The organism is Massilia sp. (assembly GCF_046293535.1).
Taxonomy (GTDB): Bacteria; Pseudomonadota; Gammaproteobacteria; order Burkholderiales; family Burkholderiaceae_D; genus Telluria.
On the sequence record NZ_JBKBOV010000058.1, the window covers coordinates 1 to 26,437 of the forward strand.

23 protein-coding genes are annotated in these 26,437 nt (G+C 67.9%); 8 read left to right on the forward strand and 15 right to left on the reverse strand.

What is annotated here, in order from left to right:
• Positions 1-145: 145 nt before the first annotated feature.
• Together ACK4S9_RS21415 and ACK4S9_RS21420 are read right to left on the reverse strand one after the other, a co-directional pair.
• Positions 146-571, reverse strand: a complete 426-nt coding sequence (locus ACK4S9_RS21415) for an acyl-CoA thioesterase (RefSeq protein WP_409729679.1) — start codon at positions 569-571, stop codon at positions 146-148.
• Positions 572-596: 25 nt separating this feature from the next.
• Positions 597-1,373, reverse strand: coding sequence for an SDR family oxidoreductase (locus ACK4S9_RS21420; RefSeq protein WP_409729681.1), 777 nt, complete (start codon positions 1,371-1,373; stop codon positions 597-599).
• A 166-nt stretch (positions 1,374-1,539) separates the two neighbouring features.
• Here ACK4S9_RS21420 and ACK4S9_RS21425 point away from each other — a divergent pair, with 166 nt between their 5' ends.
• The 5 genes from ACK4S9_RS21425 (at position 1,540) to ACK4S9_RS21445 (ending at position 5,469) form a co-directional block, all read left to right on the forward strand.
• Positions 1,540-3,216 carry an electron transfer flavoprotein-ubiquinone oxidoreductase gene (locus ACK4S9_RS21425; RefSeq protein ID WP_409729683.1) on the forward strand — a complete coding sequence of 559 codons (1,677 nt, stop codon included), beginning with the start codon at positions 1,540-1,542 and terminating at the stop codon, positions 3,214-3,216.
• Positions 3,217-3,221: 5 nt separating this feature from the next.
• Positions 3,222-4,175: an alpha/beta hydrolase fold domain-containing protein gene (locus tag ACK4S9_RS21430; RefSeq protein WP_409729685.1), complete on the forward strand. Its 954-nt coding sequence runs from the start codon at positions 3,222-3,224 to the stop codon at positions 4,173-4,175.
• A gap of 66 nt (positions 4,176-4,241) precedes the next feature.
• A complete protein-coding gene (locus tag ACK4S9_RS21435; RefSeq protein ID WP_409729687.1) occupies positions 4,242-4,418 on the forward strand; it encodes a hypothetical protein in 177 nt (58 codons plus the stop codon).
• 124 nt (positions 4,419-4,542) lie between these two features.
• Complete coding sequence (locus tag ACK4S9_RS21440) at positions 4,543-4,938, forward strand: hypothetical protein (protein ID WP_409729689.1); 396 nt, start codon at positions 4,543-4,545, stop codon at positions 4,936-4,938.
• A 204-nt stretch (positions 4,939-5,142) separates the two neighbouring features.
• Positions 5,143-5,469, forward strand: a complete 327-nt coding sequence (locus ACK4S9_RS21445) for a hypothetical protein (protein ID WP_409729691.1) — start codon at positions 5,143-5,145, stop codon at positions 5,467-5,469.
• A gap of 37 nt (positions 5,470-5,506) precedes the next feature.
• Here ACK4S9_RS21445 and ACK4S9_RS21450 read toward each other — a convergent pair whose 3' ends face one another.
• From ACK4S9_RS21450 to ACK4S9_RS21465, 4 genes are all read right to left on the reverse strand, one after another.
• Positions 5,507-6,172, reverse strand: a complete 666-nt coding sequence (locus ACK4S9_RS21450) for an amino acid ABC transporter permease (protein ID WP_409729693.1) — start codon at positions 6,170-6,172, stop codon at positions 5,507-5,509.
• A gap of 25 nt (positions 6,173-6,197) precedes the next feature.
• Entirely contained in the window at positions 6,198-7,007 is an 810-nt protein-coding gene (locus ACK4S9_RS21455; protein ID WP_409729694.1) for a transporter substrate-binding domain-containing protein, read from the reverse strand.
• 71 nt (positions 7,008-7,078) lie between these two features.
• Positions 7,079-7,483: a hypothetical protein gene (locus ACK4S9_RS21460; RefSeq protein ID WP_409729696.1), complete on the reverse strand. Its 405-nt coding sequence runs from the start codon at positions 7,481-7,483 to the stop codon at positions 7,079-7,081.
• Positions 7,484-7,515: 32 nt separating this feature from the next.
• Positions 7,516-8,184, reverse strand: coding sequence for a methyltransferase domain-containing protein (locus tag ACK4S9_RS21465; RefSeq protein ID WP_409729698.1), 669 nt, complete (start codon positions 8,182-8,184; stop codon positions 7,516-7,518).
• A gap of 238 nt (positions 8,185-8,422) precedes the next feature.
• Between ACK4S9_RS21465 and ACK4S9_RS21470 the strand changes: the two genes are divergently transcribed.
• Positions 8,423-10,201, forward strand: a complete 1,779-nt coding sequence (locus tag ACK4S9_RS21470) for a family 16 glycosylhydrolase (protein ID WP_409729700.1) — start codon at positions 8,423-8,425, stop codon at positions 10,199-10,201.
• A 40-nt stretch (positions 10,202-10,241) separates the two neighbouring features.
• Here the strand turns inward: ACK4S9_RS21470 and ACK4S9_RS21475 are convergent, their stop codons facing one another.
• The 4 genes from ACK4S9_RS21475 to ACK4S9_RS21490 form a co-directional block, all read right to left on the reverse strand.
• Positions 10,242-10,703: a metallophosphoesterase family protein gene (locus ACK4S9_RS21475; protein WP_409729702.1), complete on the reverse strand. Its 462-nt coding sequence runs from the start codon at positions 10,701-10,703 to the stop codon at positions 10,242-10,244.
• A 5-nt stretch (positions 10,704-10,708) separates the two neighbouring features.
• On the reverse strand, positions 10,709-10,993 hold the full coding sequence (locus ACK4S9_RS21480) for a DUF378 domain-containing protein (RefSeq protein ID WP_409729704.1): 285 nt from the start codon (positions 10,991-10,993) through the stop codon (positions 10,709-10,711).
• A 122-nt stretch (positions 10,994-11,115) separates the two neighbouring features.
• Positions 11,116-11,751: a YcbK family protein gene (locus tag ACK4S9_RS21485; protein ID WP_409729706.1), complete on the reverse strand. Its 636-nt coding sequence runs from the start codon at positions 11,749-11,751 to the stop codon at positions 11,116-11,118.
• A 318-nt stretch (positions 11,752-12,069) separates the two neighbouring features.
• Positions 12,070-12,606 (reverse strand): GNAT family N-acetyltransferase, encoded by a 537-nt coding sequence (locus ACK4S9_RS21490; protein WP_409729707.1) that lies wholly within the window; start codon positions 12,604-12,606, stop codon positions 12,070-12,072.
• A gap of 227 nt (positions 12,607-12,833) precedes the next feature.
• Between ACK4S9_RS21490 and ACK4S9_RS21495 the strand changes: the two genes are divergently transcribed.
• Positions 12,834-13,841: a sulfate ABC transporter substrate-binding protein gene (locus tag ACK4S9_RS21495; RefSeq protein WP_409729709.1), complete on the forward strand. Its 1,008-nt coding sequence runs from the start codon at positions 12,834-12,836 to the stop codon at positions 13,839-13,841.
• A 323-nt stretch (positions 13,842-14,164) separates the two neighbouring features.
• Positions 14,165-15,133 carry a serine hydrolase gene (locus tag ACK4S9_RS21500; protein ID WP_409729711.1) on the forward strand — a complete coding sequence of 323 codons (969 nt, stop codon included), beginning with the start codon at positions 14,165-14,167 and terminating at the stop codon, positions 15,131-15,133.
• Positions 15,134-15,215: 82 nt separating this feature from the next.
• On the opposite strand, the gene ACK4S9_RS21505 is transcribed toward ACK4S9_RS21500, so the two are convergent.
• The 5 genes from ACK4S9_RS21505 to ACK4S9_RS21525 form a co-directional block, all read right to left on the reverse strand.
• Positions 15,216-16,331: an RDD family protein gene (locus ACK4S9_RS21505; RefSeq protein WP_409729713.1), complete on the reverse strand. Its 1,116-nt coding sequence runs from the start codon at positions 16,329-16,331 to the stop codon at positions 15,216-15,218.
• A gap of 216 nt (positions 16,332-16,547) precedes the next feature.
• On the reverse strand, positions 16,548-18,515 hold the full coding sequence (gene recD, locus ACK4S9_RS21510; RefSeq protein ID WP_409729715.1) for an exodeoxyribonuclease V subunit alpha: 1,968 nt from the start codon (positions 18,513-18,515) through the stop codon (positions 16,548-16,550).
• Positions 18,502-22,173, reverse strand: coding sequence for an exodeoxyribonuclease V subunit beta (recB, locus tag ACK4S9_RS21515; RefSeq protein WP_409729717.1), 3,672 nt, complete (start codon positions 22,171-22,173; stop codon positions 18,502-18,504). The genes recD and recB overlap by 14 nt, the downstream gene beginning before the upstream one ends.
• The gene (gene recC, locus ACK4S9_RS21520; RefSeq protein WP_409729719.1) at positions 22,170-25,559 is read right to left on the reverse strand and encodes an exodeoxyribonuclease V subunit gamma; all 3,390 of its coding nucleotides are present in this window, start codon (positions 25,557-25,559) and stop codon (positions 22,170-22,172) included. Before recC ends, recB begins: the two co-directional genes overlap by 4 nt.
• Before the next feature lie 105 nt (positions 25,560-25,664).
• Positions 25,665-26,437, reverse strand: a 773-nt coding sequence (locus ACK4S9_RS21525; RefSeq protein ID WP_409729721.1) for a response regulator, incomplete at its 5' end; no start/stop codon positions are given.

Consider the following 26,437-nt stretch of genomic DNA (forward strand, 5'->3'; position numbering starts at 1 on the left):
AGGCGGTCGAGGACGTCGGCGCCGCGCCCGATGCGGGCGCGAAAGGCCGGGTCGTCCGACAGCACGGGACGCGCCGCTCCCTGCGCGATCGCGACGATGTCCTCGATGGCCAGCCGGCCTGCGTCGAAGCGAACGGCCGGCGTGCTCATTCGCTGGGCAGGAGCGATCGCAGGCGATCCGGCAGCGGCCTGGACTTCTCGGCCTTGAAGTCGATCCACACCACTTTCGCGCCGCCTTCGGCGTGCAGCGCGCCGGCCTGCCCGTCCGGACCGACCAGCCGGATCTCGTGCGTGACCTCGATGCTCGAGCGGCCCGGCGGACCGACCCAGGTGCTGACTTCGATCTCGCCCGGATAGGTCAGCTGCTTGAGAAAACTGCAGTAGGCGTTGACGACGACCGGGCCTTCGTTCGAGGCGGCCGGGTCGGGCAGCGCCCCGCTTTGCTCCAGCCACGCGATGCGGGCCGATTCGATGTAGCGGAAATAGACGGTGTTGTTGACGTGCCCCATCGCAGCCATGTCGCCCCAGCGGATGGGGATCCTCATGGAATGTACAAACTTCTTGCTGCTCATTGCTTCCTTTGTTGCTCGTTCTTGATTACTGCGCCGTCATGCCGTCGTCGGCCGTGATGACGGCGCCATTGATGAAGTGGGCCTCGTCCGCCGCCAGCAGCAGCAGGAGTCCGTCGAGGTCTTCCGGCCTGCCGGTGCGCTTGCGCGGCAGCATGTCGATCAGCTTGCGGCCCTGCTCGGTGTCGAAATAATCCTCGTTCATCTCGGTCGAGATGTAGCCGGGGCAGATGGCGTTGACGTTGATGCCGTAGCGGCCCCACTCCACCGCCATCGCCTTGGTCATCTGCACCACGCCGGCCTTGCTCATGCAGTACACGCCGATCTGCGGCAGCACGCGCAATCCGGCCACCGAGGCGATGTTGACGATGCGGTGCTGCTTGCGCGGGTCGCCCTTGGCGCGCTGGATCATGCGCTTGGCGGTCTGCTGCGCGACGAAAAAGGCGCCGCGCAGGTTGGTGTCCATGATGTAGTTGTAATCGTCCTCGGTCACGTCCAGCAGGCGCTGGGTGCTCGAGACGCCCGAGTTGTTCACCAGGATGTCGATCGGGCCGGCTTCGGTCTCGGCGTGCGCGATGGCCGACTTGATCGATGCCAGGTCGGTCACGTCCAGGCGCACCACGTGGGCGGCGCCGCCGTCGGCCTCGATCTCGGCGCGCAGTTCCTTGAGCCGCTCGACCCGGCGCGAGGCCAGCACCACCTGGGCGCCGGCGCCGGCCAGCGCCTTGGCGAAACGGGCGCCCAGGCCGCTCGAGGCGCCGGTGACCATGGCGATTTTTCCTTCGTAATTGACTTCGATGCCCACGCGGCTCCCCTTCTTTGTCTAATTGCGAAGGCATCATGATTACACAAATCATCAGTATTAGATTGCCGCATCTAATAATGTCCGTAAAATGGCGCCCAACGTTGCAATCGGCAGTAAAAAAGTGCACACTCGTGCTTAAATTTTTCATTCTTATTAAAACAATCATATGACTGAGCCAACCAACATCCTCGAACAATACGGACCGCGTGAAGCCATGGAGTACGACGTGGTCATCGTCGGTGGCGGTCCCGCGGGCCTGTCGGCGGCGATCCGCCTCAAGCAGCTGGCGGCAGAGAAGGGACAAGAGGTCTCGGTCTGCGTGCTCGAGAAAGGCGGCGAACTGGGCGCGCACATCCTGTCCGGCGCGGTGATGGACCCGATCGCCCTGAACGAGCTGATCCCGGACTGGAAGGAAAAAGGCGCGCCGCTCAACACCCCGGTGACCGAGGACCAGGTGCTGTTCCTGACCGAGAAGAAGGCGATCAAGACGCCGAACTTCATGGTCCCGAAGATGCTGACCAACCACGGCAACTACGTGATTTCGCTGGCCAACGTCACCCGCTGGCTGGGCCAGCAGGCGGAAAGCCTGGGCGTCGAGATCTTCCCGGGCTTCCCGGCCGCCGAAGTGCTGTACAACGAGGACGGCTCGGTCAAGGGCGTAGCCACCGGTAACATGGGCGTCAAGCGCGACGGCGAGCCGGGCGCCGACTTCCAGCTCGGCATGGAGCTGCACGCCAAGTACACCTTGTTCGCGGAAGGCTCGCGCGGCCACCTCGGCAGGCAGCTGATGGCCAAGTATGATCTGAACAAGGGCAAGGATCCGCAGACCTACGGCATCGGCATCAAGGAACTGTGGGAGATCGACCCCGCCAAGCACAAGCCGGGCCTGGTGATCCACACCGCCGGCTGGCCGCTCGACAACGACACCTATGGCGGCTCCTTCCTGTATCACCTGGAGAACAACCAGGTGGCGGTCGGCTTCGTGGTGGGCCTGGCCTACCAGAACCCCTACCTGTCGCCCTACGAGGAATTCCAGCGTTATAAAACCCATCCGTCGATCCGTCACTTCTTCGAAGGCGGCAAGCGCATCTCCTACGGCGCGCGCGCCATCACCGCCGGCGGCCTGCAGTCCCTGCCCAAGACCGTGTTCCCGGGCGGCGCCCTGATCGGCTGCGACGCCGGCTTCCTCAACACCAGCCGCATCAAGGGCAGCCACGCCGCGATCAAGACCGGCATGCTGGCCGCGGAAAGCGCGTTTGCCGCGCTGGGCGAAGGCCGCCAGCACGACGAGCTGGCCTCCTACCCGGCAGCGTTCGAGAAGAGCTGGCTGCACGAGGAACTGCACGTCGCGCGCAACTTCAAGCCGTGGATGAGCAAGGGCCTGTACATCGGCACCATCATGACCGGCATCGACCAGATGGTCTTCCGCGGCAAGGCGCCCTGGACGCTGCACCACCAGCATGCCGACCACGAATGCCTCAAGCCGGCATCGCAGTTCCAGCCGATCGCGTATCCGAAGCCGGACAGCAAGCTGACCTTCGACCGCCTGTCCTCGGTGTTCATCTCGAACACCAACCACGCCGAAGACCAGCCGGTGCACCTGACGCTGAAGAACCCGAACATCCCGGTCGAGGTCAACCTGGCCAAGTACGCAGGCCCGGAACAGCGTTACTGCCCGGCCGGCGTGTACGAATTCGTCAAGAACGACGCTGGCCAGGAGCGCCTGCAGATCAACGCGCAGAACTGCGTGCACTGCAAGACCTGCGACATCAAGGACCCGACCCAGAACATCGTCTGGGTGACGCCGGAAGGCGGCGGCGGCCCGAACTACCCGAACATGTGATCGGGATGCGGACCGCGACATCGCGGCTGCGCGCCGCCGCCCTGGCCTGCGCGCTGGCCCTCCCCCTGGCCGCGCAAGCGGCCGACGAAGGCGTCAAGCGTGCCGCCCTGCTCGACCATGGCTGGTGGATCGACGCCGACATCACCTACCTGAGCGCGAGCGGCCAGGACCTCAAGCTCGACGTCTACCTTCCGGTGAAGAAGAGCGGCAAGCCGCTGCCCGTGGTGATGTACTTCCACGGCGGCGGCTGGGTGGCCGGCCGGCGCGAGGGCGCGGCGCTGTCCGCCATGCCCTACATGGAGATGGGTTTCGCCTTCGTGAACGTGAGCTACCGGCTGGCGAAGGTGGCGCCCGCGCCGGCGGCGGTGGAGGACACGCTGTGCGCGCTGCAGTGGGTCGGGCGCAACGCGAAGAAGTACAACTTCGACCTGTCCAGGGTGGTGACCACGGGCGACTCGGCGGGCGGCCACCTGGCCCTTGCCACGGCCATGATCCCGGCCGATTCGCCGCTCACCCGCCAGTGCGCGGCCAACGAGCCCGCTTGGAGCGGGCCGTACCAGAACGCGGCGCCCAAGGTGGCGGCGGTCGTCAACTGGTACGGCATCACCGACGTCGCCGACATGCTGCAAGGCCCGAACGTGCGCTCGTACGCGGTGGCCTGGTTCGGCAGCATGCCGGAGCCCGGGCGCCAGGCGCTGGCGCGCGCGGTGTCGCCGCTCAGTCATGTGCGCGCGGGCGGACCGGCCGTGCTCACCATCCATGGCGATGCCGACCCGCTGGTGCCCTACGCGCACGGCGTGCGGCTGAAGGAGGCGCTCGACAAGGCAGGCGTGCGCAACGTCCTGCACACGATCAAGGGCGGCGGCCACGGCGGGTTCACGGCCGAGCAGCACGTCGGCGCGTATGGCGCGGCGCACGCCTTCCTGCGCGGGCTCGGCATCGCGCCCGCGCAGCCTTGACGCGCCCCTTCCCCGGTAATCGGCCTAAGATAGGGTTCTCACCATATCTGACGCAAGGAGCCGACCATGCCTGAAAACAAGGATACCGGGGACAGGAGCCTGAGCGACGTCCAGCTCGACGACTTCGACGTGAACCGCCAGCGCGAACGCCTCGAACGCAGCCGGCCGGGCAATCTCCAATCGGAGCAGCAACAAACTGCGCCGCAGTCCGGCGAGCGGAAGCCGGGCCAGGACAAGCCTTAGGCTCCTCCTTTTTTACTGATGACTTTGTACGGGCCGTCCTACGACGGCTCGTGCCCCATTCCGATTGTCGCCGCCTGCGAGGGGCTTATCATGGCCCCATCGACACTCGCACAAGGAGACTGGTATGGGTGAAAACAAAGGACATGGCGTCAAAGGGCCGCGCCACGACGATGACGTGGACGACCTGAGCATGAATAGCGCGAGCGGCACACCCGCCCAGGGCGGCCAGCAACAGTCCGGCAACATGCAATCGGGACAGCAGCAAGGCAATATGCAATCCGGGCAGCAGCAGGACAGCCGGCAGGGCCAGCGGGGCGGCAGCCAGCAATCGGGGCAGCAGCAACAAGGTAGCAAGCAATCGGGGCAGCAACAAGGGAGCCGGCAAAGCGGAGGGCAACACGCCTCCGGCGGCACCCCGGCCCTCGATGACCTGGGTTCGCGCCAGAGTGAATCCGCCGAGGATGCATCGCAGGCCTGGAGCCAGGACGACAGCAGCGACAGGCAGCGCGGCAATCGTTAACCCCGGACGCCAGCGGCGTCCTTGACCTCGCACGACGCGCAGCGACAAGCCAGGCTTGCCGCTGCGCGTTTGCATTCGGCTCCTCGATTTCCTCCCGACGATAGCGTCCGACCCGTCCTACGTCGCCTCGACCCCGACTCCGATTGCCGATGTCAGCAGGAAGGCTAAGATGGGGGCTCATCCATCTTCGACGAGGAGACGATCATGAACCAGCAGCCGAACCAGAAGCAATCCCAACCGGACAACTCGCAAACCGATCCGAGCAAGGACCTGGTGTCCGCGGCCGGCCAGGGCCAGCGCGAAGGCAACCAGCAGTCGGGCAGCCAGCAGTCCGGCCAGCAGCAGATGGGCCAACAGGGGAACCAGCAGCAAGGTAGCCAGCAGCAGGGGAACCAGCAGCAAGGTGGCGGCCAGCATGCTTCCGGCGGCACCCCGGCACTGGACGACCTGGACGGCCAGAACCAGGGTGAAAGCGCCCAGCAGGCCTCCGAGGCCTTCCGGCAGCAGGACGGGCAAGGCGGCAACCGCTAAGCGGCCGCCAAGCGCCGCGTGAAGACCGGCCGTCCGGTCAGCGCGCGGCGTGCGCGCGGTTCAGGCGCCGCTCCGCGCGGCGCTGGATCGCTTCGAAGAACAGGCTCAAGGCCCAGTAGATGCAGGCCGCCGCGAGATACAGCGGCAGCGGCTGGAAGCTCACCGCGATCACTTCCTTGGTCGCGAGCATCAGTTCAGTCACCGTGATCACCGATACCAGCGAGGTGTCCTTGATCAGGCTGATGAGCGTGTTGCTCATCGAGGGCACCGCGATGCGCAGCGCCTGCGGCATGACGATGTGGTGCAGGGTCTGCCAGTAGCCCAGGCCCAGGCTGAAGCTGGCGCGCCACTGCCCTTCGCTCACCGCGCGGATCGCGCCGCGCAGGCTTTCCGACAGGTAGGCGCCCGCGTTCAGCGACAGCGCCAGCACCCCCGCCGTCACCGGCGCGAACTCGATCCCGATGCTCGGCAATCCATAGTAGATCACGAAGATCTGCACCAAGAGCGGCGTGCCGCGCATCAGGCTCACGTACAGGCTGGCCGGCAGGCGCACGACGGCCCAGGGAGCGATGCGCATCAGCGCCACCGGCAGGCCGATCGCCAGCCCGCCGACCATCGAGGCCACCGCGAACATCAGGGTATAGCCGGCGCCCGTTAGCAGGGTCGGCGCCGCTTCGCGCAACAGCGCGACCAGGTCCACCATCTCCACCTAGGCCGTCCGCGCGCCGTTACTGCGCCGGGCGGCTGGCATCGGTGCCGAACCACTTGAGCGACAAGGCCTTGAGGCTGCCGTCGGCTGCGGCGTCCGCCAGGATCTTGTCGAGCGCCGCCTTGAATTGCGGATTGCCCTTGCGGAAGGGGATGCCCATGCGCTCGGGTGCGCCGACCCGCGCGCCGGCCTTGATCGGCAGTTGCGAATGCTTCAGCAGGTAGGCCACCATCAGGCTGTCGTTGAGGGCCGCGTCGATGCGCCCGAAGGCCAGGTCCTGCAGGTTCTCGGGGGCCGCCGGATAGCTCTTGACCTCGATGCCCGGCACCGCCTTGACCTGCTGCTCGAATACGCTGCCCTGCCCCACGCCGACCTTCTTGCCCTTCAGGTCCTTGAGGCTGGCGTAGCTGGCGCGGTCGTTCTTGCGCACGATGAGCTGCGGATAGGAATAGGTGTAGGGGCGCGAGAAATCGAAGGCCTGCTCGCGCCTGGCCGTGATGCCGACCTGGCTGACGATCACGTCGTACTTGCCGGCGGCCAGGCCGGCCAGGATCGCGGCCCACTCGGTGGTGACGAATTCGGGCTTGACGCCCAGCCTGGCGGCGACCAGGCGCGCGACGTCGACGTCGTAGCCGGACAGCTGGCCGGTCTTGGGGTCCTTGAAGTTGAAGGGCGGATAGGTGCCTTCCATCGCGATGCGCAGGGTGCCGCGCGCCTTCGCGTCCGCGAGCAGGTCGGCCGCCTGTGCCGGGGCCAGCGCCGACAAGCAGGCGCCCAGCGCCAGGCCAAGTAGGGCACGGCGTGCCACGGTCAATGAATGCTTGCCCATCAAATTCTCTCCATCCCTGTCGAGCTGACTTTATAACCGAAAGCGGTCCCGGCGGGAAGCGCCGGGACCTGTCAGAAGCGGCGGGCGCGCGCGCTGAACGGGTGGCCGACCACCAGGGTGGTGTTCAAGACCAGCGTGGACAGGCCGAGGATCAGCTGCACCAGGCGGTCGTCGGGCAGCACCCAGACCTGGCCGCGCGGCGGCTCGGCGCCGGTGGCGGCCTGGATGAGCGGCGCGATCCAATCGGCCTCGGGCTCGACGTCCAGGATCACGGCATCGCCCGTGGTCTGCATGTAGACATTGCCGCCTTCGGCCAGCGTGAAGCAGATGCCGACGCCGGTCTCGGTCGGCTTGACCAGTTCCTGCAGGGCGCGGTTGTGCTCGTCGATCCAGAGTTCGACGTCCTGCGGGGTTTCCAATGCGGTCCAGGGACGGGGGCGAAAGCGCGGCTGCGGGGTGGCGGGTGGCAGGTTCATGTGATGCGGGCAAAAGCGGAACGAGCCGTATTTTACGCCAGCCGGCCGACCAGGATCAGCGACACCGGTTTCGCTGTCTGCGGATGGAGCGGCTCGCGCATCTCGACCACGCGCAGGCCGTGCTCCTCGAACAGCGCGAGCCAACTCGAAACGGTGCGGAAGTACCAGGGCGCGGGATCGGTGAAGCTGCTGCTGAAACCGTCCCAACTGCCGTCGCGCCAGCCGTCCGCATAGGGCGCGTCGCCGCAGGCCATCAAGGGATGGACGGTCTGCACGATGAAGTGCCCGCCCGATCGCAGGTAGCTCGGGGCGGCGCGCAGCAGGCCGCGCACGGCCTCGTCGCCGATCAGCGAGAAATTGCAGATCGCCGCGTCGACTGCCAAGGGCAGGCCGCCGGCGGCGATCACTTCGTAGCTCAGCTGGCGGAACTCGCCGCCGCCGGCCTTCCTCGCCTGCTCGACCAGGCCGGCGCTGGCATCGACGCCGATCATCGCCACCTCGGGCAGGGCCCGCACCAGCCAACCTTCGCCGCAACCGAGATCGACGGCGCTGGCCGGCGCATAGGCGCGCACCGTGTCGACGATGGCGGCGTTGGTCACCAGCACGCGCGACGCGATTTCGCCGCCGCGCACGGCGGCGGTCCAGGGATCGGTGTTGCGCGACCAAGAATCGATGATCGATGCGTCGGTATGGGCAGTCATGCGGTCTCCTTTGTTTGCCCGCATTATCGCCGCTCCGGAAGGTTTTGCGAAAGATCAAGACCCGCGCACGATTGGATTTGACGTCAATACAAAATACGCATATATTTTTGCTTAGTGATTGGAAACGTTTCCATCTCCAGCCTCGACAGGATCATACGAGACCAACGCATGAAGTTGGCAAAACGGGGCGCGCCGTCCTGGCGTGTCTTTTTTCTTCGGAGTTAAATGAGGAGTCGAAGTGTACAAGCAGATTTCGAAACGTTTCCCGAATTGGAAAGCTTTCCAGTCCCTCTCCGCCGCCCTGCTGTTGGCAGCCGGCACCCAGGCGGCGGCCAGCGTCACCAATCCCGTCATCGGCCAGTTGCTGTGGTCCGAGGAATTCAACGGCACCAGCCTGAATACGGGGGTATGGACCGCCTCGGACGGCAATGGCTGCCAGATCAACCTGTGCGGCTACGGCAATGCCGAGCTGCAGTACTACAGCCCCAACAACCTCTCGATCGTCAACGTGCCCTTCGAATCCGGCACCCGCGCGCTGGCGATCCAGGCACGCAACCAGACTGTGGGCAGCAACGTGTTCACCTCCGGGAAGGTCGACACCAAGGGCAAGGTGCAGGTCCAGTACGGCATGATCGAAGTGCGCATGGCCACGCCCAACCTCGCCACCGGCCTGTGGCCGGCTGCCTGGATGCTGGGCGTGAGCCCGCAGACCTGGCCGCGCAACGGCGAGATCGACATCATGGAGATGGGCCACAAGGCCTCGGTGCGGGCGGCATCCGGCGCGCCCTCGGCGAACCACTTCACCGGCGCCAACGTCATCACCTACCAGCAGGCCGCCTGCGTGCCGGGCAACGAGAGCTGCGCCGCCTCCACCGCCTGGCAGACCAAGAACTGGTACGTCCCGGGCACCTCGCTGGCGAACCGCTTCGTCACCTACCGCCTGTACTGGGACGAGAGCCAGATGCGCTTCACGGTGGTCGACAACGGGGTCGAGCGCAACATGTACGACGCGCCGCTGCCGGTCAACTCGAGCGCCCTGCAGGCGCCCTTCTACCTGCTGCTGAACCTCGCGGTCGGCGGCAACTTCACCGACGCGGCCGCACCTAACCAGGTGACGGCGCCGCTGCCCGGCACCATGTACGTCGATTATGTGCGCGTCTACCAGCTCGACGGCAAGGGCCAGGTCAAGCTCGGCAACCAGACCGTGCCCGAGGTGGCCGGCAAGTTCGGCGTGTTCACCGACACGACCGCCGTCAACAGCAAGCTGGTGGCGGGCACGAGTTCCGACATCTTCCTGTGGAACGCCGCCTCGAGCGGCGCCGGCAATACCGCGCCCTACGAGGGCGGCAACGTGATCGCCTGGAACTACACGGCCCCCGGCCAGTGGTTCGGGGGCGGCGTGCAGGCGCGCCAGGCGCGCGACCTGTCGAACTACCGCAACGGAACGATGCGCTTCCGCATCAAGATCCCGGCCAACGTGTCCTTCAACATCGGCGTGGGCGACACCTACACCAACCAGAACTGGGTCAACTTCCCGGCCAACACCACGACCCACGGGCTGGTGCGCAATGGCGAGTGGGCGCAAGGATCGATCCCGGTGTCGACCCTGCTCGGCAGCAAGGTGGCGGCCCAGTCCCTGCTCGACGTGTTCATGATCTCGAGCGACGCCAACCGTTTGCCGGCCGCGGGCTTCCAGTTCGCGATCGACGACATCGTCTGGGATTCCGGCACCGCCACCACCCCGCCGCCGACCACGCCGACCGGCCCGACCTGGGTGAACCAGCCGTCCGCCACGACGCTGCAGTTCAACACCAACACCGGCAGTTGGGCGGACGTGCATTACATCGTCAACAACGGCGCCCAGCAGAACGTGCGCATGCGCCTGGACGGCACGACCAACAGCTACATCGCCGGCGGCCTGAAGATCGGTGACGTGGTGCGCTACAACTTCACCTACTGGGATACGGCGCGCAACTACGCGGTGGATACCGCGTGGCAGAGTCATACGATGAAGTAGGCGGCTTTCCGGTCCGCGCCCGGCGCGGACCGGTTGGCCCTCACCGGACCTCGAGGGTCGCCAGCCGGGCCGTGACCCGGCCGCCGTCGACCAGCAGTTCGCCGACCGAGATCGGCAAGCTGAATCGGCGCCGTCCGGCACTACCCGGGTTCACGTACAGCACGCCGCCGCGTTCGCTGCACAGCGGCTTGTGCGAGTGGCCCGACACGACCACCCGCATGCCCTCGCCAGCCGGGTCGAGCGGCAATTCCTTGAGGTCGTGGATGACGTAGATGGCGACCTGCCCGAGCCGCAGGACGGCGGTCTCGGGGATCTCGCGCGCCCAGGGGCCGCGGTCGTTGTTGCCGCGCACGACTGTCAGCGGCGCGATCGCCGCCAGCGGTGGCAGGATGTCGGGGCCGGTGATGTCCCCGGCATGGATGATGTGGTCGCTGCCCCGGAGGAAGTCGAGCGCCTCCGGGCGCAGCAGGCCGTGGGTGTCGGAAATCAGCCCGACGCGCATGCCGGTCAGGCCGAGCGCCTGCTGCCGGCCATCTTGGCAGTGGTATAGATCGCGTACAGCGCCGCCAGGCCCACTACCACGTAGACGATGCGGGTCGCCGGACTGCCCGGGCCGAAGATGGTGGCGACCATGTCGACGTCGAACAGGCCGACCATCGCCCAGTTCAGGCCGCCGACGATCAACAGGGCCATCGCCAGGTAGTCGAGCGCGGACATGGCGGAACGCCCGTGCGTGCGCATGGAAGTGCGCCGTTCGCCCATCGTCCTGCGGTCCATGGTGGGAGTGTTCATCGTTGCCATCATTGCCTCCTTGAAAAAGCGACATGAAGTGGCCAGGACGCCCTGCCCTGGCTTTGACAACGCATACTAGCTGAAGTTCGACGCCGCGGACGCACCGGTCGGAAGCGGCCCGCTCAGCCCTTCCAGGTACGCTTCAGTCCGGTATCGGCGTGGATCCAGCCGCCCCGAGGGCCGGAGCGGTAGTAATAACCGACGCCGCCCTGGCGGAAGCTACGGATCAGGCCCCCGAGCACTTCCTCGCTCAGGCTGGCGATCCGGATGTCCGCCGCCTTGCCCACCGTGTGCAGCGACCTGCGCGCGGCCGGGACGCCCTCCTCGACCAGGCGCCTGTTCGATGCTTCGGTGCGGTAGCCGGACAGGATCTCGAGCGGCTGGGTCATGCCGTAGCGGGCGATGAAGGCCTGGGTGCCCCACAGGATCTCGAACAGCTTGGGATCGATCGGCGCCGACGCGCGGCCATTGACGTCGCGCAGGATGTGGCACAACTCCTGGTAGGCCGAGTCGATGATCTCGCCGTCCTTCCAGTACAGCACCTTGCAGCGCTCGCCGCTTTGCGGGCGCACCAGCGACAGGGTACGCGGCTTGATCCAGAAATCGATGTCCAGCAACTGAGCATCGAACAGGTCGGGTGGTGGTTCCAGGTCGGTGGCCTGGGCCGCGAGCGCGGCCGGGGCAAGCAGTGGGGAACCGAGGGCGCCCAGCGCGCATAGCCGGGCACTTTGCTGCAGAAAATCTCTACGTGAAGCCATAACAAGCGAACTCAGCCAAAAATCGAAGCGCTTACTATATCGCAAGCTTCTCCCGGACAAAAGAAGAGTTCGTCAAGATTCTTGCAGCAAGCACAAGCTTCAGATGGCACGCGCCACCCAGGCGATCAGCATGGCGGATGGCACCAGCAGTGCTGTGCGAGGAGCGTATCGGCCAGCCGGCTGGCGACCAGCCACGCGATCGCCTTGCTGAACTGCTGCGCTCCGCTGACCTTGCCCTCGATGACGTTCGTCGGTCATGCCGGACATAGGGGTCGATGAAAATTGCCGCGACGGCAGATCCCAGGCTGGACCGGATGCTCAGCCGTTGCAGTTGCAAAAGCGCTTGCGCGCCGCGCCGCCCGGACCGGCGTCACAGGCCGCGTCGAGCTGCTTCCACAGCAGGTCGCATTCGAGGCCCCAGCAGGACTTGTCCTTGCCGGCGTTGACATAGCCCTGGCGCTCGAAGAAGGCGCTCGCGCTCGCAGGGCTGTGCAGGTGCAGCTTCGTGATGCTCCAGGCGCGCGCCTGTTCCTCGGCGCCGCCGATCAGGGCGCGGCCGACGCCACAACGCAAGGCTTCCGGCGCCACGTAGCACAGCGCAAGCTTGCCGGCCTGGGTCAACAGGCACAGGCCGAGCAGCTCGCCGTCGCGTTCGGCGACCAGCGCATGGTTGCTGGGGTTGGCGAACCAGGTGGCGACGTTGGCGGCAGTCTTGTTGCCGAGCCAGGCTTCCAGCACGGCCGGCTGGTCCTGGTGGTCGGCCCGGCAACCGACTTCGATCGAGCGGCGCAGCAGGGCGCAGGCCGCAGGCGCATCACCGGGTACGGCCTTGCGAATGTCAAAACGCGTGGACATCAAACATCACTATGCATAAAAAACGATCAGACCGCGCTTGTGGCGCAATGGCTGGGCACGACTATACACCGAAAGCCCCCGACCTTGCTGCGGTCATCCGTATCGCCGGCGACGCCGCGCAAGGCCGGACACTGTCTAAGCATATGACGAAACTATTGTTCCGTATTTTGAGCAAGCGATGGATGATGCATGCTGTCACCACAAGATTCCGAAAAGCGAGACCCCACATGACCCTGACCTCCCCGCTCCGCCGCCTGATCCTGGCCCTGTCGCTGGGCGCCGCGCTGCCGCTGTCGGCCAGCGCCGCCACGACCGAGCTGCTGAACGTTTCCTACGACGTGGCGCGCGAGCTGTACAAGGACATCAACCCGGCCTTCATCTCAGCCTACAAGCAACAGACCGGCCAGACGGTCAGCATCAAGCAGTCGCACGGCGGCTCGAGCAAGCAGGCGCGCGCCGTCGCCGACGGCCTGGAAGCCTCGGTCGTCACGATGAACCAGGCCAACGACATCGACATGCTGGCCGACCGCGGCCTGGTGGCGAAGGACTGGGCCAAGAAATTCCCGAACAATGCGGCGCCCTACTACTCGACCATGGTGTATCTGGTGCGCAAGGGCAACCCGAAGAAGATCCGCAACTGGGAAGACCTGGCGCGCCCGGGCGTGCAGGTGATCATCCCGAACCCGAAGACCGCCGGCAACGGCCGCTATACCTACCTGGCGGCCTGGGGCTCGGTGCTGAAGAAGGGCGGCAACGAAGCGCAGGCGCGCGAGCTGGTCGCCCGCATCTTCAAGAACGTGCCGATCCTCGACGCTGGCGGGCGCGCCGCCACCACCACCTTCACCCAGCGCCAGATCGGCGACGTCCTGGTGACCTTCGAGAACGAAGTGAGCATGGTGCGCAAGGAATTCGGCAACGACTTCGAGGTGGTCTACCCGAGCTCCTCGATCCTGGCCGAGTCGCCGGTGGCCGTGGTCGACAAGGTGGTCGACCGCCGCAATCAGCGCAAGGAAGCGACCGCCTACCTGAACTTCCTGTACTCGCCGGCCGGCCAGGAAATCGGCGCCAAGCACTACCTGCGCGTGCGTTCGGATGCCGTGATGAAGAAATATGCCGCCAACTACAAGCCGATCCAGCTGTTCACGGTGGACGAGCTGTTCGGCGGCTGGCGCAAGGCCCAGGAAGTCCACTTCAACGACGGCGGCGAGTTCGACAAGATCTACCAGTCGAAGTAAGCCACCCCGCTCCGGCCCGCTTGCGGGCGCCTGACGAAGCCCTGCCCGCGTGCAGGGCTTCGTCGTTTGCGGCGATCGCCGCACACTGCGACTCGGCCGGAACATGCGCCGGTTCTGGCGTGGGTCATGGACGCTGTGTTAAGTGAAGGGTTAAACTGCAACTAATTCCGGTTCACAAGGCCATTTTTGCTTGTGTGCCATAGACATGCATCATGCTTGATGCTATCTTCCAACTCCTGTAGTTGCCCTACAGCTAGATTGTTGACTGCGCGCTCCCACTGCCGCGTTTTCCCGCTCAACACAACCTATTCCTGCACCCGACAATGTTCAAAAAATTGTTTGCCACCGCATTGTTGTCGTTTTCGGCTGCGGCTTTCGCCGTGCCTTTCGGCTCGCAATCGGTGCTCGTGGTAGAAGACGACACCGGCAAGATTTTGCTGGAAAAGAACGCGGACCGCGTCGCCCCGATCGCCTCGCTCACCAAGCTGATGACTGCCATGGTCGTGCTCGACGCCAAGCAGGATCTGGACGAGCTGATCGAGATCGACCGCAGCGACGTCGACACCTTCAAGTACAGCAGCTCGCGGGTCCCGGTCGGCGCCCTGATCTCGCGCCGCGACGTGCTGCAACTGGCCCTGATGTCGTCCGACAACCGCGCAGCCCATGCGCTGGCACGCACCTATCCGGGCGGCCTGCCGGGCTTCAAGGCCGCGGTGCGCCAGAAGATCGCCGCGCTGGGCATGACCCAGACCGTGATCGAGGAGCCGACCGGCCTGTCGCCGCACAACCGCTCGACCGCGGGCGACCTGGTCAAGATGGCGGCGGCATCGAGCAAGTATCCCGAGATCACGCGCATGTCGACCGAGTCGAAGGAACTGATCAACATCAACGGCCGCGAAGTCGAATACCGCAATACCAACCGCCTGGTCGGCGCCAAAGGCTGGGACATCGGCCTGTCGAAGACCGGCTACATCAATGAAGCCGGCCGCTGCCTGATCATGAACATCAAGGCCGGCGGCAAGAACGCCACGATGGTGCTGCTCAATGCCAGCGCCTCGTCGGCACGCATCCTGGACGCGCTCAACATCCGCCGCTTCATCACCGGCGATGAGCCGGTGAGCATGGCCAAGGCCACGAACCGCGCGCCGCGCTACAAGGCGGCGTCCAGCCGCGCCGGCGTCAAGGCCAGCGCCGGCAAATCGCGCGCCAAGGCGGCGGCCGGCAAGGGCAAGGTCAAGGCGGTCAAGAAGCGCGGCAAGGTGAAGGTGGTGCCGAAGCGCCGCAAGAAGTGACCGGCGCGCTGCGCTGCGCACAGACGGAGGGGGCCAGGCTCCCGGCGGGGGCCTGCGGGCCCCTTTTTTCGTTCGCGCGGTCTCAGTGGGTGCGCTGGGCCAGCTCGGGCTGGGCGGGCGGCGCCACGGTATCCCACAGTGCGCCGCTCAGCTGCTGCACCAGGTCGTCGGTATACGCGGCCGGCGGCGACTGCATCGCCACCACCCGCCAGGCCTTGCCGTCGACCTCGACGATGCGCAGCTGCACCCGCTCCGGGCCCTTCTTGTGCATGCCCCTGCCGACCCAGGAATGTCGGCCGCGGAATTCGGCGAAGTAGCTGTCGGCCAGTTCGAAGCGGTCGGCCAGCCGGTCGGCCAGCACCTGGGCATCCTGGCGCAAGGCCCCGCCGCCGCTGTCCTCGTGCGCGAACAGGACCGCGGCGCGGCCGCTGTGCTGGGTGAACAGGTGCTGCACGCTGCCGTTCGCCCCGGCGCGCACCTCGAGTTTCCATTGCGGCCCGATGCGCGCCATGCGTCCGGTCACCGGGTTGGTCCAGGCCACCGGCGGCGCCTCCTCCATCGCGCTGGCCTCGCGGCTGTCCTGGCGGTCGACGCCGTCGAGGATCAGGATGGCGCTGAACAGGCTGACAAAAGCGGTACCGAACACGCCCCTGGCCAGCCAACCGGTGGCGCCGGCACTGACCAGGAAGTCGTCCTTGTCGTAGCTGGCCTGCATGCCCTTGCGCAGCCGCAGGCCCTGGCGCGCCATGGTCACCAGGCTGATGAGCGGCAGGCCGAGGGCGAGGCCGTCGCGCCAGAGCTTGAAGTTGCGCCTGGCCAGTTCCCGGAAGCCGGGCGCATGCCCGTCGCTCGTGATCAGGCGCAGTCCCAGCAGCGCCTTGCCCGGCGTATTGCCAGCCAGGGACTGCAGGGCCGCGTCGAACAGCAGGGCGCCGGGGATGCAGGCCAGGCCGAACAGCTTCCAGCCGAAGGGGGTCTCCAACCAGCGCAGGAAAGCCGGGAATGCCTGGCCGAGGACGGTGCCGAGCACGAGGGCCACCAGCGCGGTCTGCCACCAGACGTCGAAGCTGCGGGCGAACCAGCGCGCCCAGGGCCCGGCCAGCGGGAAGGCCGGCAGTTCGAAGGGCGCGACAGCCGGGCGCACCACCCTGCCCGGGCTGGAACGGAACAATACCGTCGGTTGGTCGAGTGGCTGCATGCTTGCGCCAGGCGTGGTGGACGCCTTCCGGTCAGAAGTAGATGCTTGGTTAAGGAAAAATTACACGAAAAATGCTGCCCAGTCTTTGTTCTTGTACGTCGGTAAGACCACGCAATCACGGTCGAGTTCGACGAAACGGGCCGGGTCGCACGCCATCCTTGGCCTTCGTCAAAGCCGTCGTCGCGCCTTCGCGACACGGCGAGCTTGCATTCCGGTTCAGCGCGAGGTGGGCGCGATCATGCCGCGCAGGCCGCTGGTGCGGTGGGTGCGCTCGGCGATGGCCTCGAACAGCACGCTGCCGGGCGGCGATACCAGCGTGAACATCTCGCTGGCGCGGGTGATGCCGGTATAGACCAGCTCACGGGTGAGGACGGCGCCGCGCTCGCGCGGCAGCGCCAGCACGGTATGGCGGAATTCCGAGCCCTGCGACTTGTGGACGGTCATGGCGAACGCCGTCTCGACGTTGCGCAGGCGGGTTGCCAGCACGCTGCGCACCGTGTCGCCTTCGAGGAAGTACACGCGCAGGGCGCCGGGGCGCGCCGGATCGGGCAGCGTGACGCCGATGTCGCCGTTGTAGACGTTGGTCGCATAGTCGTTGCGGGTGACCATCACGGGGCGGCCGACATACCACTCGCCGTTCGGGCGCAGCAGCCCAGCCTGGGCCAGGCGCGCCGCCACCGCATCGTTCAGGCCGGCGACGCCCCACTCGCCGTCGCGCACGGCGCACAGGATGCGGAAGGACTCGAAACGCTGCAGGACCTGGCGCACCCATTCTTCATGATTCGTGTTCAATCCGGCCCTGGGGCCGGTATTCAACACGTCCAGGTAAGAACCGTAGCCCGACTGCGCCAGTTGCAGCACCTGCTGCTGCTGGGCATTCTCGATCCAGCGTACGCCGCCCCCGTCTACCGTACCGGCGCGCAGCACGGCTTCGGCGCCGACCGCGTCTCCGGCGTTCACCGCCAGCGCCAGCCGGCCGATCGGTCCGCCGAAGCGGCGGCTGTGGCGCAGCATCACGGTCTGCTGGGCCAGCGCGCCGGCGTCGCCCAGGAATTCGCCCGGCAATGCCTCGCCGCTGGCAGCCGCCACGTAATCGCGGGTGGCATCGGTGTAGCCGCCGGCGCCGGCGTTGTGGCACAGGTCGCCGAGCACGGCGCCCGCCTCCACCGACGCCAGTTGGTCCTTGTCGCCCAGCAGGACCAGGGTCGCGCTGGGCGGCAGCGCATCGAGTAGCGCGGCCATCATCTCCAGGTGCACCATCGAGGCTTCGTCGACGATCAGGACGTCGACGTCGAGCGGGTTGCCGCGGTGGTGGGCAAAGGCACGGGTATCGGGCCGCGCGCCCAGCAGGCTGTGCAGCGTACGGGCGGCGCCCATGCGCAGCGTCAGTTCGCGCAGCGGCAGTTGCGCGCCGACCTTGTCGGCCAGCTCGTTCAGGGCCTTGTCGATCGACTGCTTCAGGCGCGCCGCCGCCTTGCCGGTCGGCGCGGCCAGGGCGATCCGCTGGCTGTGCGCTTGCGGCGCGGTGGCGAACAGCAGCGCCAGCAGGCGCGCCACGGTATAGGTCTTGCCGGTGCCGGGGCCGCCGGTGATGATCGCAACCGAACCGCGCAGGGCGATCGCGCAGGCCAGCTTCTGCCAGTCCGGCCCATCGGCGGCGCGCTGGGAAGCGAACAGCAGGTCCAGCCAGCGGCGCACCGCTTCCTGATCGACCTCGCGCCTGCGCGTCGCGCGCTCGCGCACGGCCTGGGCCACCAGCATCTCGTCGCGCCAGTAGCGGCGCAGGTACAGGCGGTCGCCGTCGAGCACCAGCGGCTGGTCGTAGTCGAAGGCGCTGACGTCCCATACCTGCTGGCAGCCGGCGAGCACCTGGGCCCAGCCCTGGGCGCTCCTCGGCAAGGGTCCGGCGGCGCGCGCTAGAAGCTTCCACTGCTCGTCCTCCCAGCCGAGCAGCGCCGCCGGGCCGGCCGCCAGGTCGGCTAGCTGCAGGCAGCTATGGCCCTGCCCTTCGAGCTCGGACAGCACGCTCGAGGCCAGCACCAGCGCGGGCGGCGCCGGCCTTCCGCCGGCCAGCGAGGCCACGAAGCGGGCGAAGGCATAGGACAGGCGGCGCAGCTCGCCGGCTTCGCTCAGGCGCGCCAGCTCGCTCCACAGCAGGTCGATGTCGGCTTCATGCTTGGCCATGGCTATCCTTATCCAGCAATGCTTCCAGTCCGGCCAAGAGTTCCATGTCCGGGCCCAGCACGCAGCAGCCGCGCGTGTCGGCGTTCGCGATACCGCGCAGGAACAGGAACACGGCCCCGCCCAGCTGGCGGCGCGGCTCGTAGGCATCGCCCAGGCGGCTCCTCAAGAGCCGGTGCAGCGCCAGCATGTAGATCGTGGCCTGGATGTCGTAGCGGTGCTCCGCCATGCCCAGTTCCATCGCCGCCTGGGTATAGGCGGCGTCGCCCGGCCCCAGCGCATTGGTCTTGTAGTCGAGTACCCAGTAGCGGCCCCCGTGCTCGAACACCAGGTCGGCGAAGCCCTTGAGCATGCCATGCAGCACCCGCTCCGGCAGGACCGGACGGTCCAGGCCCTTCATGATGCGCGCGCGGCACAGGCGGTCCAGTTTCGCCACGTCGAGGCGCTCGCTGGGGAACCAGAATTCCAGTTCCGGCACCGGATCGCGAATATCGGCCAGGGCCGCGCCCAGCGGCGGCAACTCGGTCGTCACCACCGCGTGCAGCCAGGCCTGCGCGTCCTCCTGGCGGTGGCCCCAGCCGGCGCGCTCGATGCGCTGGCTAAGCCTCAGCATGAAGTCCGGCTCGTTGGCGCGGTGGAAACCTTCGCCCGCCATCCATTCGAGCTGCTCGTGCATGAAGTTGCCCGGCACCGAGCCGCGCGGGAAGCGGTGCCAGGGCGCGTCCTCGATGCGCGGCGGCGTCGCCACCTGCGGTTCTTCCTCGAGCAGGGTCTCTTCCTGGGCGCGCATCGGCGCCGGCGCCGGCGCCGGGGCAGCGACCGCCATGGCCTGGCGCCCCAGCGCGGTGGCAGAACCGATCGACCAGTCGCGTTCGAAGCGGGCTTCATAGCGTGGCGCCCCCAGGAGCTCCGGATGCACTTCCTCGCGCGCCAGCAGGGTGCGGTTGCCGGCGTCCGGCAAGTGATGCAGCGCGATGCAATCGAGCTTGCCGCACAGGCGCTCGAGATGCTCGTGCATCGTCTCGGCCGGCACCTGTTCGCCGCCGGCCATCAGGTAGCCGAGCGCCGAGTGGTGCAGGCGATTGCTTTCACCCTTGGCGCTGCTGTCGACGGGGGCCACGCCCAGCCACAGGAAATGGCGCGCGCGGGTCAGGGCCACGTACAGCAGGCGCAGGTCTTCCTCGATGCGCGCACGTTCCACCGCTTCAAGCGCCGCGCCGCCGCGCGCCAGGTCGAGGCGGCGTACGCCGTCGTCCCCGACGAACTCGAAGAAGGCGGCGCGGTCGCGCTTGGTGCGGCGCGCCGCGACCGCGAACGGCAGGTAGACCAGCGAGTATTCGAGTCCCTTCGACTTGTGGACCGTGACCACCTTCACCAGTTCGGCGTCGCTCTCCAGGCGCAGGATGCGCTCATCGTTGCCCTCGCCGACGCCTTCGATCTGTTCAGCCAGCCAGCGGATCAGCGCCTGCTCGCCCTCGAGCTGGCCGCTGGCTTCCTGCAGCAGTTCAGCCAGGTGCAGCAGGTTGGTCAGGCGCCGCTCGCCGCCCGGCTGGCGCAGCAGGCGCGCCGGCAGCCCGAGTTCGTGGACGAAACGCCGCAGCATCGCCAGCACGCCCTGCCGCTGCCAGGTTCCGTGCAGGGCCTTGAGCTGCTCGACGCGCGCCTCCCAGGCCACTTCGTTGGCCGACAGGCGCGCCAGTTCCGACAGCGGCAGCCCCGCCGTGCGGGTCGCGAAGGCGGCGCGCGCCAGGGTGCCGTCGAGCGGACTGGCCACCGCGTACAGCCAGCGCAGGACGTCGCCCGCCTCTTCGCTGTCGACCACCGAATCGCGGTCGGACAGGTAGACGCTCGCCACCTGGCGCTCCATCAAGGCGCGCCGCACCGCGCTCGCCTCGTTGCGGTCGCGCACCAGGATCGCGATATCGGCCGGGATCAGGCGGCGGAAACGTTCGCCATCGCGAAAGCCCACCGCCTCGTCGCCCAGCAGGCCGACGATGTGCTCGGCGCAATGCTGCGCAAAGTAGTCGAGCCAGGCATCCTTCTTCATCGGGCCGGCGCAGCACATCATCATGGCCGGGATGGCGCCGGCGGCGCCGACCAGGCGTTCCGGCCGTCCATGCGCCGCCACCGCTTCGAAGGGCAAGGGATTGTCCCCGCCCTTGCGGAACCGGAATGCGCCTTCCGGATAGCCCGGTTGCCCGCCCTGCCCCTCGGCATGGAGGAACAGGCGGTTCACCGCTTCCACCACCGCGGTGGCGGAGCGGTAGTTGGTGCCGAGCTGGTAGTGGCGTCCCGCGGTCGCGCGCCGCGCCGCCAGGTAGCTGTGGATGTCGGCGCCGCGGAAGGCGTAGATCGACTGCTTGGGGTCGCCGATCAGGAGCAGTCCGTGCTCCGGATCGTTGTCGGCCACCCGGTAAAGCAGGTCGAAGATGCGATACTGGTCGGGCGAGGTGTCCTGGAACTCGTCCACCATCGCCACCGGGAACTGCAGCAGGATCCGCTTGCGCAGGGCCTCGCCGTTCGGTCCTTCGAGCACCCCCTTGAGACGCTCGATCATGTCGGCGAAGCCGACCTGTCGGTTGCGCAGCTTCAGTTCGCGCATGCGCAGCGCGATATGGTGGGCCGCATGGCGGCGCAGCGCGTGCGCCACCGGCGCCAGCGCGGCTAGCGCAGCCTGCAGCGCTTCGGTATGGGCGAAGCAATCCGGCACGGTGGTGCTGAATCCGCCGACGAAGGTCTCTTCGATACCCGCAACACACAGGCGCTCCCAGCCCTTGGCCAGGTCCGGCGCCAGCACCAGGGGATCGGCGGCCCAGGCGCGCAGCTTGCCGCACCAGCCGGACACCCAGTTGGACTTCAGCTTCTGGCCGTCCAGACGCTTCGGCTTGGCCGCCATCTGCTCGGCGATCCATTGTTCCATCTGGTCGGCGCGCTCGGCCCAGCCTTCCTTCAGGCGCGCCAGTGCGGCGCGCCAGGCCGCTTCCTCGCGCGCCACCAGCACGCCGAGCGGCTCCTGCGCGCATTCGCCCAGCAGGTGGGTGCGCCGGGCCAGTTCATGCACGTCGAGCTTGAGCGCGCCGACGTCCTTCCAGCAGCCGCGCACCGTCTCCAGTGCGGCGGCGCCGAGCGGATAGACATGCTGGCGCCAGTAGTCGTGCGCGGCGTCCTCGAACAGGGTGCGCTCGTCGCTGATCACCTCTTCGTCGAACAGGCTGCCGCTGTCGAAGGCGTGCTCGCGCAGCATGCGCTGGCACCAGCCGTCGATGGTGAAGATCGCCGCCTCGTCCATCGTCTCGGCCGCCAGCACCAGGCGGTGCGCCGCCACCTTGCGCTCGGCCTCGTCCGGATAGGACGCGGCGAGCGCGCGCAGGTAGGGATCGTCGATGGCCAGCTGGCCGCGGAAATAGGCCGCGGCCTCGACCAGGCGCTCGCGCACCCGGTTGGACAGTTCGCGCGTGGCGGCGCGGGTGAATGTCATCACCAGGATCTCGGCCGGCAGCAGCGGGCGCACGAAAGCGCTCCGGCCGTTCTCGCCGCCGTGGCCCAGCACCAGGCGCAGGTAGAGCGCGGCGATGGTCCAGGTCTTGCCGGTGCCGGCCGAGGCCTCGATCAGGCGCGAGCCGTGCAGCGGGAAAGTCATGGGGTCGAGGCGCTGGCTCATGTCTTGCCTCCGCCCAGCGCGACCACGCTGAGGCCGGACCCGATCCATTCCACCAGCGGTCCGTACAGTTCATGCGCCTTGTCGGGCCAGTCGCCCGCCCCGACCAGGGCGGCATAGTCGGGCCACAGGCGCGCCAGGCAAGGCTCCTGGACTTCCCCGCGGGTCTGCTGGTCGCCCTCGTACACCTTGCGCGGATCGCCTTCCTGCAGCATGGCCAGCGCGGTCTTGCAGCCGAGCGCCAGTGGACGGTCCAGGTTCAGGCGCCACAATGCGGCCACCGCGCGCAGCGCGGCGGACGCCATCACCGGGTCGAGCGGCGCCAGGGTCACGACGGCGTCGCGCGCGACCAGGTAGCCGGGCATCGGCACCCCGGCGGCGGCGGCGGCCAGCTGGCGCAGCCACGGCAGGATGAGCTTGTGGCCGCTGGGCCGGCCCTTCTTGTCGAGCAGCCGAGACGGCACCTGCATCAGCCAGGCGGTTTCGTCGCCGTTGCTGCGCAGGCGATCGAGCCAGTCATCGAGGACGATGTCGCCGTCGAGCGCCAGGCTGATCGCGCGCTTGGGGGCGGCCTGGTCGAAGCGGGCGCCCAGCTCCAGCCAGGCGCTGCGTACCGGCACCAGGCCGTCCACCAGTTCTTCCTGCCAGTGGCGCCCGAGCAGGCCGATCGGCAGCACGCCTTCGCGCGCCAGCTGTTCCACGCGCTTGGCCAGGGCGCCGCGGACCTCGTCCGGGCTTTCGGCCGGCCCGCTGTCGTCGAGCAGCTGGCGTTCGATCGCATAGCGCTCGAGCGCATCGAGGGCGAACGGCTCCTCGTCCTCGCCGACCAGGGCGGCGTCGGCGAACACGACACCGAGCCGGCGCCGGAAGAAATACTTGGCCGGCTGGCGCAGGAAGGACGACAGTTCGGCCAGCTTCAGGACCAGCCCCTGTTCGAGCTCGTAGGGCGGCAGCGCGTCGCCTGTGGCGTCGGCAGTGTCGTCCTGGCCGTGCACGGAGCGCCACTCGCCGGCATAGGTCAACAGGCCGCCGCGCTCGAAATAGCGGCGGCTGAAAGGCTGCAGCGCATGTTCGACGGTACGCTCGGACAGGTCGAGCTTCCAGCCGTTCCCGAGATAGTCGCGCAGCTGGGCCACCAGCACCGAGGGCGGCTGCTCGCTGTTGTCGCGCACGTTGCGGCCGACCCAGCTCACGTACAGCTTGTCGCGCGCCGACAGCAGCGCTTCGAGCATCAGGTAGCGGTCGTCGTCGCGGCGCGAGCGGTCGCCCGGGCGCGCCATGCCGGGCAAGGCCAGCAAGTCGAAGTCGGCCTTCTGCACCCGGCGCGGGAAGTCGCCGTCGTTCATGCCGAGCAGGCACACCACGCGGAACGGCACGGCGCGCATCGGCATCAGGGTGCAGAAGGTCACGCCGCCCGAGACGAACTGGTGGTTCAGGGTCGGCTGGTCGAGCTGGGCCAGCCACGATTCGCGCATCACCGCCAGCGGCACCGGCTCGTCGAACTCGGCGCTGTCGCAGGTCTCGAGCCAGCATTGCAGCCCTTCGCTCAACTGGGCCAGGGTCAGGCGGTCTTTCTCGTCGGCCGGCTGGAAGAACGCGGCCAGCAGGGCGCGCGCGGCCTCGCCCCACTCGCCCGGCGTGCGCGGCAGCACCAGTTCGGCGCGCCAGTGCAGCAGGCTGTCGATGAACTGGGCCAGCGAGCCGGCCAGCGCGGCATCCAGGCCGCCCACTTCGGCATAGGGTTCGATGTCGCCGAAGCTCCCGCCCGCGCCGCTGGCGTAGCCGAGCAGCATGCGGCGCACCCCGAAGATCCAGGCGTTCTGCTCCCCTACCGAGGCCAGGCCCAGCCCGGCGCGGTGCTCGCGGTCCAGCCCCCAGCGCACGCCCGAGCCTTCGATCCAGCGGCCCAGGATCGGCAGGTCGTCGGGGGCCAATCCGAAGCGCCCGCCGACCGCCGGGACGTCGAGCAGGTCGCGCACCTCGCTCTGGCGGCAGCGCTGCTGCGGCAGGCGCAGCAGCCATTCGAGCGCCACCAGCAGCGGATTGACGCTGCGGTCGCGCACGTCGCCGATCTCGAACGGAATGTGGCGCGGATCCTTGCTTCGGTGCTGGTCGAACACCGCATGGATGGCGGCCGAGAACACGTCGATGTCGGGCACCATCACCACCACGTCGCGCGGGCGCAGGCTCGGGTCCTGGGCGAACCAGGACAGCAACTGGTCGTGCAGCACCTCGACTTCGCGCTGGACGCTGTGGGTGATGTGGAATTCGATCGAGCGGTCCTCGCGCGGCGGCGGGCATCGCGGATGCTCGTCGGGCGGCAGCAGGTCGCGCACCGCGGCCTGGGCCTGCTGCAGCAGGGTCTGGCCGTCGGATTCGTCGAACAGGTCGACGCGCAGGTTCTCGTAGCGGCTTCCCTCGCCCTGGTCGAACTCGTCGAGCATGCGCACGAAGTCGCGCCCCTGCCGGCCCCAGCTTGCCAGCAGCGGGTGGCTGTGCATGTGCAGTTCCTCGAGCGGCACCGCGGCGAGCTCGATCCCGCCGCGCGGCTGCTGGCGCCGGCGCGCGGCCTTGAGCAGTTCGCGCCCCTCGATGATGTCGCCCCAGTAGTAGCGGCAGGGGTTCGGCACCGCGAACAGCACCTGGGTGTGGCGCGACAGCGCGGCGACGGCCTGCAGGGTCTGGTAAGGCAGGGTCGACATGCCGAACAGGATCACGCGGCGCGGCAGCGCCGAGGCCGGCACGCGGCCCGATTCGATGGCCGAGACGAATTGCTGGTGGATGCTGGCGCGGCCGCTCGAGCGCAGTTCCAGGGGCAGGCTGGCGTGGATCTCGCGCCACAGGCAGGCCTGCCATGTCAGGTCGGGCCCGAGCGGCAGCGGGTCGCCGACCGCGCGGCGCAGCACGTCGCGTCCGGCCTCCCAGTCGGCCAGCCAGTCGGCGCGGTAGACCTGGTACTGGTCGTACAGGTCGGCCAGGCGTTCGGCCAGTTGCAGTCGGCGTTCGGGGCAGCCGTCGCCCAGGAATTGTTGCAGCGGCGCGTAGCTGGGGTCTTGCACCAGCGCGGGCAGCAGGCGCATCAGGCGCCAGGTAAGCGGATCCTTGTCGAAAGGCGCGCGGGTGGGCACGCGCTCGCGCCCCAGCATGCCGCGGTAGGCTTCCCACAGGAAGCGCGCCGGCAGCGCCACCCGGGTGGCGGCGCACACGCCCATTTCCTCGGCCAGGGCGATCTTGAGCCACTCTGCCACCCCGTTCGACTGCACCAGGATGGTCTCCTGCTCGAGCGGACCCAGCGGGTGCGCGCGCAGCCAGTCGAACATGGCGCTGCGCAGCAATTCCATCTGATTGCCGTGCAAAATTAACAAGCCGGGAGTGATCGGGGAAGACATCGGAACGCTTGGGTTGCTCAAGGGGCAAAGCATACCCGGTTTGGCCGCGGCGCGGAAGGCTTGGTCAGGTTCAGTAGCCTTCTAATAATGTCCAAAAATGCGGCATCATGCGCCGTCCAGGACGCGCACGCCTAGGCGGGCGCCGAACTCGCGCTCCACGCGCGCCAACTGGGCGCGCAGGCGCGCCGCCAGCGCCCTGGCCTGGGCCGGGCGTCCGGCCTGCCCCTCGATCTCCTCGCACAGGGAGGCGAAGCCGCCGGCGCCGACCGCGCGCGCCGAGGACTTGACCCGGTGCGCCAGTGCCTCCACCGCCGTCATGTCGCCGCGCGCCAGCGCCGCATCGATCCCGGCCAGGGCCTCGCGCGCGCTGGAGACGAACAGGAAGGCATACTTGCGCATGCGCTCGCGGTCGCCGCCGAAACTGGCCGCCAGGGCCTCGAAATCGACCACCCCGGCGCCCGGCGGCGCCGGCGCCACCACGTCGGGCGCCGGCGCCGCGCTGCGGCCGAGGCAGCGCGCAATGGTCGCCGCCAGCAGTTCCGGCACCACCGGCTTGCTCAGGAACTCGTCCATGCCGGCCTGCAGGCAGCGCGCACGGTCTTCCACCCCGGCGTTGGCGGTCATGGCGATCACCAGGGTGCCGGCAAGCTGCGGGTCCTGGCGGATGCGGCGCGTCGCTTCCAGCCCGTCCATGACCGGCATCTGCACGTCCATCAGGACGCAGTCGAAGCGCCTGCTGCGCATCGCGTCGAGCGCCTCGGCGCCGTTGCCGGCCACGTTCACCTCGGCGCCGGCCTGCTGCAGCAGTTCGCGGCCGACCTGCTGGTTGAAGGCGTTGTCCTCGACCAGCAGCACCGCGCAGCCGTCCAGGCGGGTGG

Bases quoted from the DNA above. Each gene is read 5' to 3' on its own strand.
- ACK4S9_RS21430 (WP_409729685.1), top strand. From the start codon at position 3,222: ATGCGGACCGCGACATCGCGGCTGCGCGCCGCCGCCCTGGCCTGCGCG.
- ACK4S9_RS21435 (WP_409729687.1), top strand. From the start codon at position 4,242: ATGCCTGAAAACAAGGATACCGGGGACAGGAGCCTGAGCGACGTCCAG.
- recB (WP_409729717.1), bottom strand. From the start codon at position 22,173: ATGAGCCAGCGCCTCGACCCCATGACTTTCCCGCTGCACGGCTCGCGC.
- ACK4S9_RS21505 (WP_409729713.1), bottom strand. From the start codon at position 16,331: ATGCAGCCACTCGACCAACCGACGGTATTGTTCCGTTCCAGCCCGGGC.
- ACK4S9_RS21465 (WP_409729698.1), bottom strand. From the start codon at position 8,184: ATGACTGCCCATACCGACGCATCGATCATCGATTCTTGGTCGCGCAAC.
- ACK4S9_RS21460 (WP_409729696.1), bottom strand. From the start codon at position 7,483: ATGAACCTGCCACCCGCCACCCCGCAGCCGCGCTTTCGCCCCCGTCCC.
- ACK4S9_RS21455 (WP_409729694.1), bottom strand. From the start codon at position 7,007: ATGGGCAAGCATTCATTGACCGTGGCACGCCGTGCCCTACTTGGCCTG.
- ACK4S9_RS21450 (WP_409729693.1), bottom strand. From the start codon at position 6,172: ATGGTGGACCTGGTCGCGCTGTTGCGCGAAGCGGCGCCGACCCTGCTA.
- ACK4S9_RS21495 (WP_409729709.1), top strand. From the start codon at position 12,834: ATGACCCTGACCTCCCCGCTCCGCCGCCTGATCCTGGCCCTGTCGCTG.
- ACK4S9_RS21500 (WP_409729711.1), top strand. From the start codon at position 14,165: ATGTTCAAAAAATTGTTTGCCACCGCATTGTTGTCGTTTTCGGCTGCG.
- ACK4S9_RS21440 (WP_409729689.1), top strand. From the start codon at position 4,543: ATGGGTGAAAACAAAGGACATGGCGTCAAAGGGCCGCGCCACGACGAT.
- ACK4S9_RS21475 (WP_409729702.1), bottom strand. From the start codon at position 10,703: ATGCGCGTCGGGCTGATTTCCGACACCCACGGCCTGCTGCGCCCGGAG.
- ACK4S9_RS21415 (WP_409729679.1), bottom strand. From the start codon at position 571: ATGAGCAGCAAGAAGTTTGTACATTCCATGAGGATCCCCATCCGCTGG.
- ACK4S9_RS21445 (WP_409729691.1), top strand. From the start codon at position 5,143: ATGAACCAGCAGCCGAACCAGAAGCAATCCCAACCGGACAACTCGCAA.
- recC (WP_409729719.1), bottom strand. From the start codon at position 25,559: ATGTCTTCCCCGATCACTCCCGGCTTGTTAATTTTGCACGGCAATCAG.
- ACK4S9_RS21490 (WP_409729707.1), bottom strand. From the start codon at position 12,606: ATGTCCACGCGTTTTGACATTCGCAAGGCCGTACCCGGTGATGCGCCT.
- recD (WP_409729715.1), bottom strand. From the start codon at position 18,515: ATGGCCAAGCATGAAGCCGACATCGACCTGCTGTGGAGCGAGCTGGCG.
- ACK4S9_RS21480 (WP_409729704.1), bottom strand. From the start codon at position 10,993: ATGAACACTCCCACCATGGACCGCAGGACGATGGGCGAACGGCGCACT.
- ACK4S9_RS21485 (WP_409729706.1), bottom strand. From the start codon at position 11,751: ATGGCTTCACGTAGAGATTTTCTGCAGCAAAGTGCCCGGCTATGCGCG.
- ACK4S9_RS21425 (WP_409729683.1), top strand. From the start codon at position 1,540: ATGACTGAGCCAACCAACATCCTCGAACAATACGGACCGCGTGAAGCC.